This window comes from Streptomyces sp. NPDC006879, from assembly GCF_042869595.1.
Classification (GTDB): Bacteria; Actinomycetota; Actinomycetes; order Streptomycetales; family Streptomycetaceae; genus Streptomyces.
In genome coordinates, this window is record NZ_JBIAGC010000021.1 from 39,321 (window position 1) to 52,905 (window position 13,585).

General features: G+C 70.0%; 8 protein-coding genes and 1 pseudogene. 2 read left to right on the forward strand and 7 right to left on the reverse strand.

Annotated elements, in window-relative coordinates:
• Nucleotides 1-11 precede the first annotated feature (11 nt).
• The 3 genes from ACFYMC_RS17580 to ACFYMC_RS17590 form a co-directional block, all read right to left on the reverse strand.
• Nucleotides 12-869: an esterase/lipase family protein gene (locus tag ACFYMC_RS17580; RefSeq protein ID WP_388525537.1), complete on the reverse strand. Its 858-nt coding sequence runs from the start codon at nucleotides 867-869 to the stop codon at nucleotides 12-14.
• A gap of 309 nt (nucleotides 870-1,178) precedes the next feature.
• A complete protein-coding gene (locus ACFYMC_RS17585) occupies nucleotides 1,179-2,192 on the reverse strand; it encodes an ImpB/MucB/SamB family protein (RefSeq protein ID WP_388525540.1) in 1,014 nt (337 codons plus the stop codon).
• Nucleotides 2,189-5,641, reverse strand: coding sequence for a DNA polymerase III subunit alpha (locus tag ACFYMC_RS17590; RefSeq protein WP_388525543.1), 3,453 nt, complete (start codon nucleotides 5,639-5,641; stop codon nucleotides 2,189-2,191). The genes ACFYMC_RS17585 and ACFYMC_RS17590 overlap by 4 nt, the downstream gene beginning before the upstream one ends.
• 362 nt (nucleotides 5,642-6,003) lie before the next feature.
• On the opposite strand from ACFYMC_RS17590, the gene ACFYMC_RS17595 reads away from it, so the two are divergent.
• Nucleotides 6,004-7,053, forward strand: coding sequence for a DUF3533 domain-containing protein (locus ACFYMC_RS17595; protein WP_388525546.1), 1,050 nt, complete (start codon nucleotides 6,004-6,006; stop codon nucleotides 7,051-7,053).
• Between the two features lie 140 nt (nucleotides 7,054-7,193).
• On the opposite strand, the gene ACFYMC_RS17600 is transcribed toward ACFYMC_RS17595, so the two are convergent.
• Nucleotides 7,194-8,114 carry a S1 family peptidase gene (locus ACFYMC_RS17600; RefSeq protein ID WP_388525549.1) on the reverse strand — a complete coding sequence of 307 codons (921 nt, stop codon included), beginning with the start codon at nucleotides 8,112-8,114 and terminating at the stop codon, nucleotides 7,194-7,196.
• A 634-nt stretch (nucleotides 8,115-8,748) separates the two neighbouring features.
• Nucleotides 8,749-9,759 (reverse strand): annotated as a pseudogene (locus ACFYMC_RS17605) (DUF5685 family protein).
• A gap of 276 nt (nucleotides 9,760-10,035) precedes the next feature.
• Here ACFYMC_RS17605 and ACFYMC_RS17610 point away from each other — a divergent pair.
• Entirely contained in the window at nucleotides 10,036-10,479 is a 444-nt protein-coding gene (locus ACFYMC_RS17610) for a cell division protein SepF (protein ID WP_388525551.1), read from the forward strand.
• Nucleotides 10,480-10,519: 40 nt separating this feature from the next.
• Here the strand turns inward: ACFYMC_RS17610 and ACFYMC_RS17615 are convergent, their stop codons facing one another.
• Nucleotides 10,520-11,707, reverse strand: coding sequence for an acyl-CoA dehydrogenase family protein (locus ACFYMC_RS17615; RefSeq protein WP_388525554.1), 1,188 nt, complete (start codon nucleotides 11,705-11,707; stop codon nucleotides 10,520-10,522).
• A 95-nt stretch (nucleotides 11,708-11,802) separates the two neighbouring features.
• Complete coding sequence (locus ACFYMC_RS17620; RefSeq protein ID WP_388525557.1) at nucleotides 11,803-13,557, reverse strand: MFS transporter; 1,755 nt, start codon at nucleotides 13,555-13,557, stop codon at nucleotides 11,803-11,805.
• Nucleotides 13,558-13,585: the final 28 nt, after the last annotated feature.

Genomic DNA, 13,585 nt, shown 5'->3' on the forward strand with positions numbered 1-13,585 from the left:
CCGCTCGCGCGTCAGCCGAACACCGACGCGCAGGTGGTCCGCTTCGCGTGCGCCGGGTCAAGGGCGTTCGCCGCCTCATGGAAGGCGATGCGGTCGGTCAGTCCGATCAGGACGTGTTCGGAGAGGTCCACCGCGCACAGGTCCTGCAGCACCACATTGCGTACGTTCGAGCCGCTTAGGAACTGGCTCCGGTACGGAGTGACCACCTGGTCGTACTTGGTGGAGATCACCGTGTAGTTGACGCCGGGCACCGTGTCCCCGCCGGCGTTGAGCTTGGTCAGGAAGTCCGAGCCGGCGATTTGGTCGGCCAGCCCCGGGGTGGCTGCGCTGATCAGATCCTTGGCCCCGGGGAAGTAAGGCAGGAGCTTGGTCAACCCCATCAGGGTCGTGCCGTGGTTGTCGGGCGCCAGCCCGACCAGGGTGTTCACCTTCTGCGCGCCTCCCAGGAACTTCAGGTAGTAGCGCGGCATCATGCCGCCTTGGGAGTGGCCGACCAGGTCCGCCTTGGCTGCACCGGTTGCGTTCAACACCTTGTCGACGAAGGCATCGAGCTGTTCAGCCGACTTGTCGATCGGTCCGAGGCCGTGGAAGAAGGGCACACCGGGGAGTTGGCCGTAGTCGAGCGAGAAGACGCAGTACCCACGGTTGACCAGGTACGGGGCGAACCCGAGCCAGTTGTCGATGGAGTTGCCGAGGGTTCCGTGAACCAGCACGACGGGGCGCGGGTGCGCCGTGGTGGGCTTGCAGGCGTAGTTGTTCCAGCCGCTGGTGGGGCCGGACGCGGCATGTGCGGTGGTGGGGGTGAGTGCGGCCAGGGCTAGGGCCAGGGCTGCGAGGGGGCGGAGCAGTAGTCGTCTCCAGGGCAGCATCGGGTGATCTCCTTGCGGCTCAAGGGGAATGCGATGAGGGGATGGCCCGTGATCCGGATCACAAGGTCGCTGCGTTCCCGCCAAATTACGGGTGAGTAGCAACCGGTGGGAAGTTACGCGTCAGTAAAAAATGCGGGACACCACTGCAGAACGAGTATTGGGGCGTTATGTCACGCGCCGCTATGACATCTGATATCGCACCATCAACTGACAGGGTGCTGGATATCCCGCCTTCGGTTCGCGCTTGCGTCCGGCGGTGAGAGTCCCAGGTCGGCTGGCATGTCCGGTCGGTAGCGGCGAGGCCGCCCCTCAGCCGCGTTCGGGGCCTGCCTCCCGCCGGCCGCCCGCTAGGGCGGCGGGCCGCACGGCCTTCGCTCCGAAACGTATACGGGCTCGGTCTGCGGCGGCTTCGGCGGCACGCCCACGAGCCTCACCCGGATCCAGGGAGAGCTGGTGGTAAGCCGCTCCCACGGGGATCAGGTCATCGGCACGAACGACGAAGGCTCGGACGCGGGCCCGTTGAAGACCGAGGCCGATCAACATCCCCAATGCTGCGGCGGCGAGAGCCGGCGAATGGTCACTGGGTTCTGCCAGCCTCCGGGTGCGGGTGGTGGAGCTCCGGTCCGCGTACCGCACCGTGAGCGCGATGCGGCCGGTGACCTGACCTTGGGCACGCAGACGCCCGCCGATCTGGTGGGCGAGCCCCAACACGGCTCCATGGTGGCGAGTCGGGTCGAGGCAGTCCCGCTCCATCACCAGGTCGGCAACCAGTTGCGCCACCGGTTCCGCGGAGCTGACCGGACGCGGATCGTGACCACGGGCACGTTCGGCCAACACCCTGGCCTGCCCAACGCCGAGAAGCCGCTGCAAGGTGACCGCGGGCAGGTCGGCGACCTGGCCTATGGTGTGCAGGCCGTACGAGCTGAGCGCGGACACCGTGGCGCGGCCGACGCCGGGCAGTGCGGCAACCGGCCGGGGGCGAAGCCAGCCGGGCGCCCGCTCGGCAGGGACCCAGGTGGTCTCACCCGGTGCGGACGCGTCGGCCGCCATTTCGGCCAGCATCAGGTTGCTCGCGAGGCCTGCGCTGCTGTCGATGCCGTACAGGGCCTTCAGCCGGAGCTTCGCCAGTTGGAGCACGTCATAGGAGGACAGGCCGAAGTACCGGAGCGCCGAGGTCAGGTCGAGTTGCACGACGTTGGGCGGGAGTACCCGCACATGCGGTGTGATTCCAGCCAGCAGCTCACCCGCCTCCTCGCGTTGCTCCTCGGTCAGTTCGGCGTGCAGGTAGAGGCAGGCGACGTGGCGTTGTTGGCGTACTGTCATCCCGCGCTCCCCGGGCTGCTGTAGCCGAACTTCTTCAGGTCGGCAAAACGACTGCCGGCGGGCCGCAAGTCGGCGTACGGGTGCAGGCGGGCGCCGGTGGTCCCGTTGACCAGGGTGCGCTGCGGCTGGGCGGGGGTGGGGTGCGGGCGGACGGCGCCCAGGAGGGCCAGTGCCGCCTCTGGGCCTTCGTCACGGCGGGCGGCGGCGATCTCCTCCAGGTCCCAGGCCGCGGAGCCGACCACGGTACGGCGGGCGCCGCGCACCTGGACCGTGCCGCGCACCAGCAACAGTCCGCTGTGGAAGACCGTGTGGGCGCACGCCGGGTGGGAGTCCTCGAAGAACGCAAGGTCCACCAGGCCTGAACCATCCTCCAGGGTGACGAAGATGACACGTTTGCCGCTGGCGATCGGCGGGGTCTGGGTGGAGGCCCGGACCCCAGCGACGAGCACCTGCTGCCCCGCCCGCAGGCCGGCCAGGTGCGCCGCGTCGGTGGCGCCGATTTCCCGCAGAAGCCGGTGGTGATGCTCCATCAGATGCTTGGAGACGTCGATGCCGAGGGTGCTCAGTTCCGCGTTCAGCGCTTCACGTCCGGTCATTTCCGGCAAACCGCTCGACTCGACCGTGCCGGCGGTGCCCGCGTCGATGGGGAGCTGCCCCTTGCCCGCGGACCGGGTACGGGAGGTCCGGTGGAGTTCTGCGATCTGTAGCAGCAGGTCGCGCCGCGTGAGGCGACCGTCATGGAGGGGTTGCAGCGCTCCGATTTCCGCGAGGCGTTCGGCCACCGGTCGGCCGGGGCTGGCCCGCTGCCAGAAGTCCGACAGCGACCCGTAGGGCTGCCCCACCTCGATCCGGGCACACTCCTCCTCGCTGATGCCATGCACCGCGGACAACGCCAGGCGCACTCCCCATCGCCCGGTGTCGGTCCGTTCCACCGTGTGCCCCGCCTTGGAGCAGTTGACGTCGACGGACAGCACTGGCACGCCGTGGCGGCGGGCGTCGGCGACGAGTACTCGCTTGGGCCACATTCCGGGGTCGTGTTCGAGGAGGCCGGCCAACAGGAAGGCCGGGTAGTACGCCTTGAGCCAGGCACTTTGCAGGGCGGGTACGGCGAAGGCGACCGCATGGGCCCGGCAGAATCCGTAGGCGCCGAAGGCCTCGATGGTCTTCCAGACCTCGTCCCGCACGGCCGCGTGGTAGCCGCGGGCGCGCGCCTGGCGGTGGAACCAGTCCTTGATCCCGGGCAGCCTGCTCTTGTCACCGAGCGCCCGCCGGGCGATTTCCGAGAGAGACCGGTCACAACCGGTCATCACCGAGAGCGTCTCGATGATCTGCTCGTGCCAGATGGTCACGCCGTAGGTGTCGGCGAGCACGGGTTCGAGGTCCGGGTGGGCATAGGACGGCGCGCCACCGTGGCGGGCGGCGATATAGCGCTCGGGCATGCCGCCGGCGACCGGGCCGGGGCGGAAGAGGCTGATGTCGGCGATGACGTCTTGAGGGTCACGGGGTTGCAGCCGGGACAGTAGGTCTTGTTGTCCGGGCGACTCCAGCTGGAACAGCCCCAGGGTCCGGCTCTCCTGGATCAGTTTGAACGCGAGGATGTCATCGAGCGGCACCTGCTGCGGATCGTCCAGGTCGAGATGGTTTCCAGTCATCCGTTCGATCTCGGTGACGGCGTGGGCCATCGCGGACTGCATGCGCACGCCCAGGACGTCGAGCTTGATGTTTCCCAGTGCCTCGATCTCCTCCTTGGCTGCCATGGCCATGGGGTACTGCCCCTGCGGGGTCGGCTGCACCGGCAGCCGGTCCAGGAGGGTCGCATCGCTGATGACCACGCCGCAGGGGTGCATGGCCATGCCGTGGACCAGGGAGTCGAGTCCTTCGGCGAGCTCCCACAGCGCCCCGTACCGGTGCGCCTCGGCCGCCAGTTGCCGCAGCTCGGGCAGTTCGGTGAGGGCGCTGGTGATGTCCGAGGCCCGCAGGTGCGGAAAGCTCTTGGCGATCCGGTCGATCTCCGCCGGCGCGATCCCCAGCGCAAGACCCGTATCGCGCAGGGCGCGGCGCGCCCGGTAGGTCTCGGGCATCGCGGTGACGGCCACCCGCTCCCTGCCGAACCGCTCGAAGATGGTGTCGTAGCACTCCAGGCGCCTGGCGGACTCCACGTCGATGTCGATGTCGGGCAGGGAGGCCCGCCGTACGCTGAGGAAGCGTTCGAACAGCAGACGGTGGTCGAGGGGGTTGGCCGTGGCGATGCCCAGCGCGTGACAGACCATCGACCCGGCGCCGGAACCGCGGGCCGCGACCCGAATGCCCTTGGCCCGGATATCGGCGACGACCTGACCGACGGCGAGGAAGTAGGGGTCGTAGTTCAGCGTGGAGATCACGGTGAGCTCTTCGTCCAGCCGGTCCAGCGCGGCCCGGTCGCGTGCCAGGCCGCGCCGGGACATCCCGTCCTCGCACCGCATGCGCAGCAGTCGCGTCGCGTCGCCGGCCCCGCGCCCGGCGCCGAGTACCTCGGGTTCGGGTAGGTGCGGTGTGCCCAGCCCGAGGTCGGCTACGGGATCGACGACGCACTCGGCCGCGGTGGTGAGGGTGTCCCTCAGGAGGCGGTCCGCTCGCTGCCCCTCGACTCCGGCGCATGCCGCGATGCTCCGGGCGATACCCGCCATCTTCCCCCCGTCCTTGAGCCAGCGGTGTCCGCCGTCGAGGCTCCGGCGGTCGATGGGGCGCAGCAACCGTGCCGCGTCGAGGACGTCGGCGACACGGTGCTGGTCGGGGTCGGCGTAGCGGACGGCGTTGGAGAGCACGGCGGTGATGCCGCTGCGGTCGGCCAGGGAGAGGGTGCGGGCCGCGAGGCGGAGCGACCCCGGTCCCGTACCGGAAGGCCGGTGTGCGACGGCTTCCAGCCGGACCCCTTCCCCGAAGACCTCCCGCCAGGGGGCGAGCAGCTTGGTGGCCGCTTCCTCACGGCCCGTCGACAGCGCTCGCACCGGCTCCGAGAGTGGTCCGAGCAGCACCGTCAGGCCGGGGCCGCCGTACGCGTGGAGCGCTTCCCACGGGACCTCCGGTGCCGTACCGGTGGTGGTACCGGCATGGGCGGCCGAGGTGATCCGGCAGAGCCGGGACCACCCTTCCCGGTCCTGGGCGAGCAGCACGACCCGTAGGGGCGGCTCGATCACGTGCGCGCCCCCGCGAACCGGGGTGCGAACCCGTTGTCGTGGTGGTTGGGGTGAGACCGCCCCCACCGCCAGGTCGACGCCGAGGATCGGCCTGATGTCTGCTGCGGTGCAGGCGCGAGCGAACCGGACCACTCCGGTCACCGTGTCCCGGTCGGTCAGCGCGAGCGCCGTTGCGCCCCGCTCAGCCGCCCGCCGGACAAGGTGCTCGGGGTGGGCTGCGCCGTAGCGGATGGAGTAACCGGACGCGACGTGCACATGCACAAAGCCCGTCATGCCGCACCTCCATCACTCCACCCCTTTTCAACCTTTTGCCCGATACCTTCATCGTACGCCAGTTCGAATACCTTAACCTCACCCCATCCGATCAGCGAGCCGATTCGAACGCCCGATCTGCTCTTCGTGGTCGGCGAGGCAGGTCCGGTCAGCCGCCCCTCCGTCACCCGCCCCACCTGGCGGTGGAGTTGGCCGGGCAAGACGAAGAACATGGTGAATCCGCCCCGCGGAATGAGCTTCGTCACCCGAACAGCCCGCCGGGGCCGCCAGCCACTCCCCTGGGCCGAGCGGGACCGTCCGCCCACTCGGCCGTTCGGCCCAATCCCGCTGCGCCGGCTCCACGACGCGCCGAGCGTGGGGGCATGAGCTTCCTCGCCGAGGTCAAGGACGCCGTCACCACCCGGGCCGCACTGCTGGTCATCGGGGTACTGGCGCTCCAGCTGGCCTTCATCACCTCGTACATCGGCGCGTTCCACCAGCCGAGCCCTCACGAGATCCCGTTGGCGGTGGTGGCCCCCACCGAACCGCTGGCCCAACGGACCGTCGAGCAGCTCGCCACGCTCCCCGGCGACCCGCTGTCCCCCAGGGCGGTCAGCGGGGAACAGGAGGCCCTCCAGCAGATCAGGAACCGCGAGGTGGATGGCGCACTAATCGTCAACGCGCGCGGCAGTACCGACCGGCTCCTGGTGGCCAGCGGCGAGGGTGCCGCGCTCTCCCAGGCACTCGAAGTGGTCGTCGGGCGGGTGGAAGCCGCTCAGCAACGCTCCCTGCGCATCATCGACGTGGCGCCGTCAGCGCCGGGGGACGCCCGTGGCCTCTCGTCCTTCTACCTGGCCGTCGGCTGGTGCGTGGGCGGATACCTGTGCGCCGCGGCCCTCGCCATCAGCGCCGGCGCGCGGCCGGCCAATCCCGCCCGCGCGGTGATCCGGCTGGGCGTACTGCTCGCCTACTCGATCGTGGCCGGGCTCCTCGGTGCCGTGATCGCAGGCCCCATCCTGAGCGCCCTGCCGGGCAGCATCTGGGCCCTGTGGGGCTTGGGCGCGCTCCTGGTCTTCGCCGTCGGAGCCCTGACCCTCGCCCTCCAGGGACTGGCGGGTGTGGTGGGCATCGGTCTGGCGATCTTGCTGGTCGTCGTCTTCGGAAACCCCAGCGCCGGCGGCGCCTACCCCTACCCGCTGCTGCCACCGTTCTGGCGGGCCATCGGCCCTGCCCTCCCACCAGGCGCCGGCACCTACACCGCCCGGTCGATCGCCTACTTCCGGGGCAACGGCGCTGGCGGCCCGATGCTGGTGTTGGCCGCATGGGCCGTGGTGGGCGCCGCGATCACCCTGCTCTGCGCCACCTTCCGGCGCGGAAACGCAGACGGGGCGACCGCCCCCGCCGCTGATGCGGCCCCCCAACCGAGCGACTGACCGACCAGGACCGGGGCGGCGCGGGAAGAAGGCCGCCCACCACGGGTGCGAGCGCCCGCCCGAAGACGGCAGACGCTCGCACCTCGCGGTAGTGCGAGGTGGACCGGCGGTCACGGCGAGGAGCGTGAGCGCCGTCGGGATCAGTAGACGGCGACGCCGTAGGCGTTGAGCGCCTCCACGACCGGCTGGAAGAAGGTCACTCCGCCCACGGAGCAGTTTCCACTGCCACCGGAGGTCAGCCCGACCGCCCGACTGCCGGAGTAGAGCGGGCCGCCGCTGTCCCCTGGCTCGGCGCAGACGTTCGTACGGATCATTCCGTAGACCACGTCCCCGCCGCCGTAGTTCACCGTCGCGTTGAGCCCGGTGACCGAGCCGCTGTGGGTACCGGTGGTGGAGCCCCGACGGCTGACGGACATGCCGATCGTGGCGTTCACCGCACTGGTGATGTCCTGGCTCCCGACCGTGCCGGGATGACTGACCGAGGTGTTGGTGTAGCGGACCAGCCCGTAGTCGTTGACCGGGAAGTTGGAGCCGACGGTGGGACCGACTGCGTTGGTGCGCGAGGAATTGGTGTACCAGGTGCCCGCGCCGTCGGTGCAGTGGCCGGCCGTGAGCATGTAGTACGTACTCCCGCTGCGTACGTTGAAACCGAGGGAGCAGCGCCAGTCGGCCGCGTAGATGGCGTCACCGCCGGAGATCAGCCGGGTGAGCTTGCCGGGCGTGCGCTCGATGCGCAGGGCCCCGACGTTCGTGCCCACGGTCTTTTTGATGTGGGCGAGATCGCTGCTGGAAACGGTGCTGTCCGCAGTGACGACGAGGGTTCCGCTGTCGGTGTCGACGTGCCAGGCAGTGCCTGCCACGTCCGCTTCCAGCACGGAGGCTCGCGCCTGGGCGAGCCGGGTGACACTGTCACCGGCGGGGGCGGGGTCGTCGGCGCTCGCCGCAGGAACTGTGAACGCGGCCACGGCCAGCAAGCCAGCGGATACGGCGATCAGGCGAATACGGCCGGAGGCGGTGCGCCCGCCGGCGGCCGTGTGGGGGGTGATGCGCTTGATCCTCACTTCTCGTTCCTCCCAGGGGGAATCGGTGGCCTCGTGGGGTCGGGCCGGGGTGAGGCGCAGCCAGGCGAACGGGCGGGACGCCGACCGGGCGGAGTCGGATGTCCTGGCCGTGCTCCTGACAAGCGCTGCTCGGGATGTTGACGTCTTCAAGTACCCCTCGACAAGGGCATCTTTCAGCCGACGCCGGGGCTGAAGGAGGTCGAGGCGTAGGGGGTCGCCACGGCGCGGCCGGTGGCGGGGGGTGCCGCGAGGGCACGGCAGGGGTCGCGGGTGACGAGGCGGGGTCGGCCGCTGCATGGCGAGCGGTTCGGGTTCGACCGGGCCGCCCACGACCTCACGGACGTCAGGACGCGGGCCGCGCGCCTCCGACCCGGATGGTCTGGAATTCGCTCTTCCGGATGACCACAGAAGCTCTGGCCACGGGTCAGGGACCAACACCCCCGGGCCGTCACCGCGTTCTGTTCACGCCACCTTCGCCGCCGCCACCCGGCGGCCGACGCGTCCTCACTCATGACCGCAAAGCCTTCCATATCGCCCCGAACCGGCATCTCGCGGTACTCCGTACGGCAGCGCCGCCAGGCCAGGGCCGTCCCATGACACCCGGTGGTCCGGCACGTGGCGTCAGATGTGGTGGTCAGCCGTGCGGTGCGGCCGGCCCGGCCGTGCCGCCGCGGCAGATACCTTCGCGTCTCCTGCGCGACCAGGGCCCCTCGTACTGCTCGGCGCAGCACATCCGACAGGTACACAAGAGGCCGATCGCCGCGACACAGCCCGCCAGGAACCCCCGCCCCTCCACCCGGCCGGGGTCCGTATCGGGCCCATTCGTCAGTTCGTGCACCAGGAGCCGGTGGGCCAGGCGGCCGTCGACGAACTCGACCTCCCGCAGGGCCAGCCGCATCCCGTACAGCGTCCTCCGCGAGCCGGTGTGCCTCACCCCGGTCCGCGCCGGTTGCCGTCAACCGGTTCCAGGCACCCGACGCGGCGTCAGCTCGCTGGTCCTGCACGGCGCCGAGCAGGTGAGCGAGCCGCCCGAAGAGCCCTCCGACCTCGGCGAGCGGCGCGATGTTCGCGGGCCGGCCGGCGAGCAGGGCGGTGTGCGCGAAGGCCGCGGCGGTGGCCGCCTCGGTGGGACCGGTGACGGTGGTCAGCGGGGCGCCGGGGCCGGCCAGAGCCTCAATGTCCGGCTGTCGCTCGACGGCGTCGACGACTGCGGCGGCGTCGAAGCCCAGGGAAGCCCCCGCCTTCGCCCCGGCCCGGTCCCAGGCGGTGGCGATCCGCCGGGCCGCCATCGCCAGGGGCGCCCGGGCCAACAGGCCGTCCTGGTCGGTGACGTGGTCACGGATCTTCGAGGAGGCGAGCACCAGCGACACGGCGGCGGCCAACCGAGCCCCCTGCCCTGCGCGACCGGCGCGGTACGCATGCCACGCAGGGGGCAGGGTCCGGCCGTACGCCGGTCCGCGGGAGTGCGCTTGATTTGAGCCTCCGTCAGGACCGATACCAGTAGGCCGTCGTAGTGGGTGACGATCCAGGCGAACTGGCCGTGGTCCTTGCGAAGTGCCAGGCAAAGCCCGCAGAGATGGGCAATCCAATCCGTGGCGAGCTGGCCTCCCAGGCCGTGCCGACACGGCCCGATGATTCCGAACAAAAAGCCCGCCGTGACATTTCACCGATTGCTCGGGCTCGTATCCGGCCATCTCGTTCACCCATACGACGGTCACATCACCCGCTTGGCAGCGCTGATCGTATTTTCACTCAGTCAGCAGTCGTACCCATGCGGAACCTTGACGGATAACCGGAAGTTCTGCACCAGTCACGTCACGAAACCCCTGCGCGGCGACTATCCACTTGGCGCGTTGTCAGCATCATGGTCGACCATAGGGGCAGCGGAACAGAAGACAGACCGCGGTGAGAGGAGGCGTCCATGGGTTCGGTGCGCAAGGCGAGTGCCTGGCTGGGACTCGTCGAGGACAACGACGACGAGCGGTACTACGACGATGAGTACGCGGAGGCTCCGCACGGATCCCGGGCAGGCGACCAGTGGGTGACCGACCCGCGCGTGAAGGTTGCCTCCCAGACCGCCAACGATCACGGACGCCGGATCGCCACGGTCACCCCTGACGGCTTCCGGGACGCGCGCAGCATCGGCGAGCTGTTCCGGGACGGCGTGCCGGTGATCGTCAACCTCTCGTCCATGGATCCGACCGACGCCAAGCGGGTCGTCGACTTCGCGGCCGGTCTGACCTTCGGCCTGCGCGGGTCGATCGAGCGGGTGGCGACCAGGGTCTTCCTCCTGACCCCGGCCGACACCCAGATCGTCAACGAATCCGGCGGCCAACCGGTCGACGGCTTCTTCAACCAGAGCTGAGCAGGGCGCTCACCGACAGGCCCCGGACCGCCCCGGCGGCCTACCGGAAGGCATCGAGGCCGGTGAGCGCCTTGCCCAGCACCAACTGGTGCATCTCGACCGTTCCCTCGTAGGTGAGTACGGATTCGAGGTTGGTCGCGTGCCGCATGACCGGGTACTCCAGGGAGATCCCGTTGGCGCCGAGGACCGTGCGCGCGGTGCGGCAGATCTCGATGGCCTCGCGGACGTTGTTGAGCTTGCCGAAGCTGACCTGCTCCGGACGCAACCGCCCGGCATCCATGCGCACGCCCAGATGGTGGGCCAGCAGGATCCCCTTGTGTAGTTCGAGCGCCATGTCGGAGAGTTTGGCCTGGGTGAGCTGGAAGCCACCGATGGGCCGGCCGAACTGCTCACGTGTCCTGGCGTAGCCGAGCGCAGCCTCAAAGCTGGCCCGGGCCGCCCCCATCGAACCCCAGACGATCCCGTACCGGGCGTGACTCAGGCAGCTGAGAGGCCCCTTGAGGCCCACGACGCCCGGAAGCACCGCGTCTGCCGGCAGGCGCACCTCGTCCATGACGAGTTCGCTGGTCACCGAGGCGCGCAAGGACCATTTGTGCTTGATGTCGGGAGCCGAGAAACCAGGGGTGTCCGTGGGGACGGCAAAGCCCCGGATGCCCTCGTCGGTCTGCGCCCAGATGACGGCCACGGCCGCCACCGAGCCGTTTGTGATCCACATCTTGCGCCCGGTCAGCACCCAGTCGGTGCCGTCCTTCTTGGCATAGGTGCGCATGCCCGCCGGGTCGGACCCGTGGTCGGGTTCGGTCAGACCGAAGCAGCCGATGAGTTCACCCGCGGCCATGCCCGGCAGCCAGCGCTGCTTCTGCTCCTCGGAGCCGTAGCGGTGGATGGCGTACATGGCGAGCGAGCCCTGGACCGAGACCAGGGAACGGATGCCGGAGTCGGCGGCCTCCAGTTCCAGACAGGCGAGTCCGTACTGGACGTTGCTGGCGCCCGCGCAGCCATACCCTTCGAGGGACATCCCGAGTGCGCCGAGCGCACCGAGCTCCCGGGTGAGCTCACGGATGACGGGCAGTTCGCCGTTTTCGTACCATTCGGCGATCTGCGGCAGGACACGGTCGGTGGCCCAGGTACGGACCGTGTGGCGGACCGCGAGGTCCTCGGGGCTGAGCAGATCGTCGATGCCGAGCGGATCTGCGGGATCGAACGGCGGCGGCTTGACGGCGGACATCAGTGGAGCCTCCCGGTGGAGAGAACGAGCGGCACAGGAATACCAGCGGGACAAAAACTAGCAGCGCCAGTTTTTCCCTGTCGGGACGGTACGACTCAGTGTCCCGCGCGTCCAGACGCGGCCGGCTCGGCCGCTCCCCGGCGCGCTGGCGCGGGCACCGCCACACCCCGTACCGCCACCCCTGCCTTAGCCACCGCCGCGGGCCGCCCCGACACGGCCAAAGCGGCCTCGGACTCCGCTTCCCGGGCCCCCACGGCCGGCTCCTGCACCGTCGAGCACTCCATCACCCGAGGCAGCCGCAGCGCTGCCACCGCACCGGCCAGCAAGAGGCCCGCGCTGACGAACAGCGTGAGGTGCAGTCCCTGCACGAAGGAGTGCCGAGCCGCGCCCTGGAGCGCCTCACCGGCGGTGCCACCGAGCCGGTGCGCGATCTCATAGGCCTCGCCCAGCGAGTTCGCGGCGCCAGCTCGATCAGCCGCCGAGACCCCCGCGACCGTGGCGACGCCCGGCGCGTAGGCGGCGTTCATGACACTGCCCAACAGCGCGATGCCCATGCCGGCGCCCAGTTGGTAGGAAGTCTCGCCGATGGCGGCGGCGCCTCCGGCCGAGCGTGCCGGCGCTTCGCTGAGCATCGACTCGTAGGCGGCGAACAGCGTCGTCTGCAGACCGAAGCCCAGTAGCACGAAACCCGAGGTGAGCAGCAGGGGGCGGTCGTGCATCCCCATCAGGGTCAGCAAGAGGACGGCGCCAGCGGTCAGGGCGAAGCCGAGCGAAACCATCAGGCGCGGACCGAGTCGGTGCAAGGTCCACGAGCCGGTGGCGCCAGCGGCCATCGCCGCGAACGTCAGCGGCAGCAGCCTCAGCCCGGTCTCCAAGGGACCCAGGCCGAGCACCAGCTGGAGGTACTGGACCGCGATCAGCTCCAGGCCGACGAGAGCCAGCATGGCGAGCACGATGCAGCCGACCGAGGTGGAGAAGGCTGGCCGAGCGAACATCCGCACGTCGATCAGCGGGTACCGGCGGTTGCGTTGCCGACGTACGAAGAGGGTCAGCAAGGCGACGCCGATCACCAGCGGCGCCAGCGCACGCGGGTCGAGCAGCGACTGGTCGGCCCCGGCTCGCTTGACGCCGAGGACCACACCGAGGACGCCGGCCGCGGCCATCAGGGCGCCGACCACGTCCCACGGCCCGTCGCCCGTCCCCTTGGATTCCGGCAGCAGCCAGCGGCCGAGCGGCAGGATCAGCGCCATCAGCGGAATGTTGATGAGGAAGACCGAGCCCCACCAGAAGTGCTCGACGAGGAATCCTCCGAGGACCGGCCCGGTAGCGGCGCCGACCGCGGCGACGGCCGTCCAGATGCCGATGGCCATGGCGCGTTCCCGGCGGTCGGGGAAGACCTGCCGCAGGATGGAAAGGGTGGCCGGCATGATCATTGCGCCGCCGACCCCGAGCAGCGCCCGAGCAGCGATCAACACCTGTGCGTTGTCGGCGAGCGCTGCGACCGCCGACGCCGCCCCGAAGAGCGCGTAGCCAAGGAGCAGGACCCGGCGACGACCGACGCGGTCGCCCAGGGTGCCGAAGAGGATCAGCAGCGAGGCGCAGACCAGCGGGTACGCGTCCACGATCCAGAGCAGCTCGATGGGGCCTGGCCGCAGATCGGCCGTCACGGCCGGAACGGCCACGTGCAAGATCGTGGCGTCGAGCGCGACGAGCACCAGGCTGACGCACAGGACCGTCAGGACCACCCATCGGTTCGCACCGCCGGCCGCGGTCATCAGCCGGGCCCGCAGCGTTGGCGGGTGCCAGGGGGAAGGGGTCCGGCGGTCGCCAGCCGTGTTCGTCCCTGACATGTACGTACCTCCCAGATGATCCCTCGCA

Excerpts from the sequence above, each read along its gene's own strand:
- ACFYMC_RS17585 (WP_388525540.1), bottom strand. The coding sequence starts at position 2,192 with ATGACAGTACGCCAACAACGCCACGTCGCCTGCCTCTACCTGCACGCC.
- ACFYMC_RS17595 (WP_388525546.1), top strand. The coding sequence starts at position 6,004 with ATGAGCTTCCTCGCCGAGGTCAAGGACGCCGTCACCACCCGGGCCGCA.
- ACFYMC_RS17610 (WP_388525551.1), top strand. The coding sequence starts at position 10,036 with ATGGGTTCGGTGCGCAAGGCGAGTGCCTGGCTGGGACTCGTCGAGGAC.
- ACFYMC_RS17620 (WP_388525557.1), bottom strand. The coding sequence starts at position 13,557 with ATGTCAGGGACGAACACGGCTGGCGACCGCCGGACCCCTTCCCCCTGG.
- ACFYMC_RS17580 (WP_388525537.1), bottom strand. The coding sequence starts at position 869 with ATGCTGCCCTGGAGACGACTACTGCTCCGCCCCCTCGCAGCCCTGGCC.
- ACFYMC_RS17590 (WP_388525543.1), bottom strand. The coding sequence starts at position 5,641 with ATGACGGGCTTTGTGCATGTGCACGTCGCGTCCGGTTACTCCATCCGC.
- ACFYMC_RS17615 (WP_388525554.1), bottom strand. The coding sequence starts at position 11,707 with ATGTCCGCCGTCAAGCCGCCGCCGTTCGATCCCGCAGATCCGCTCGGC.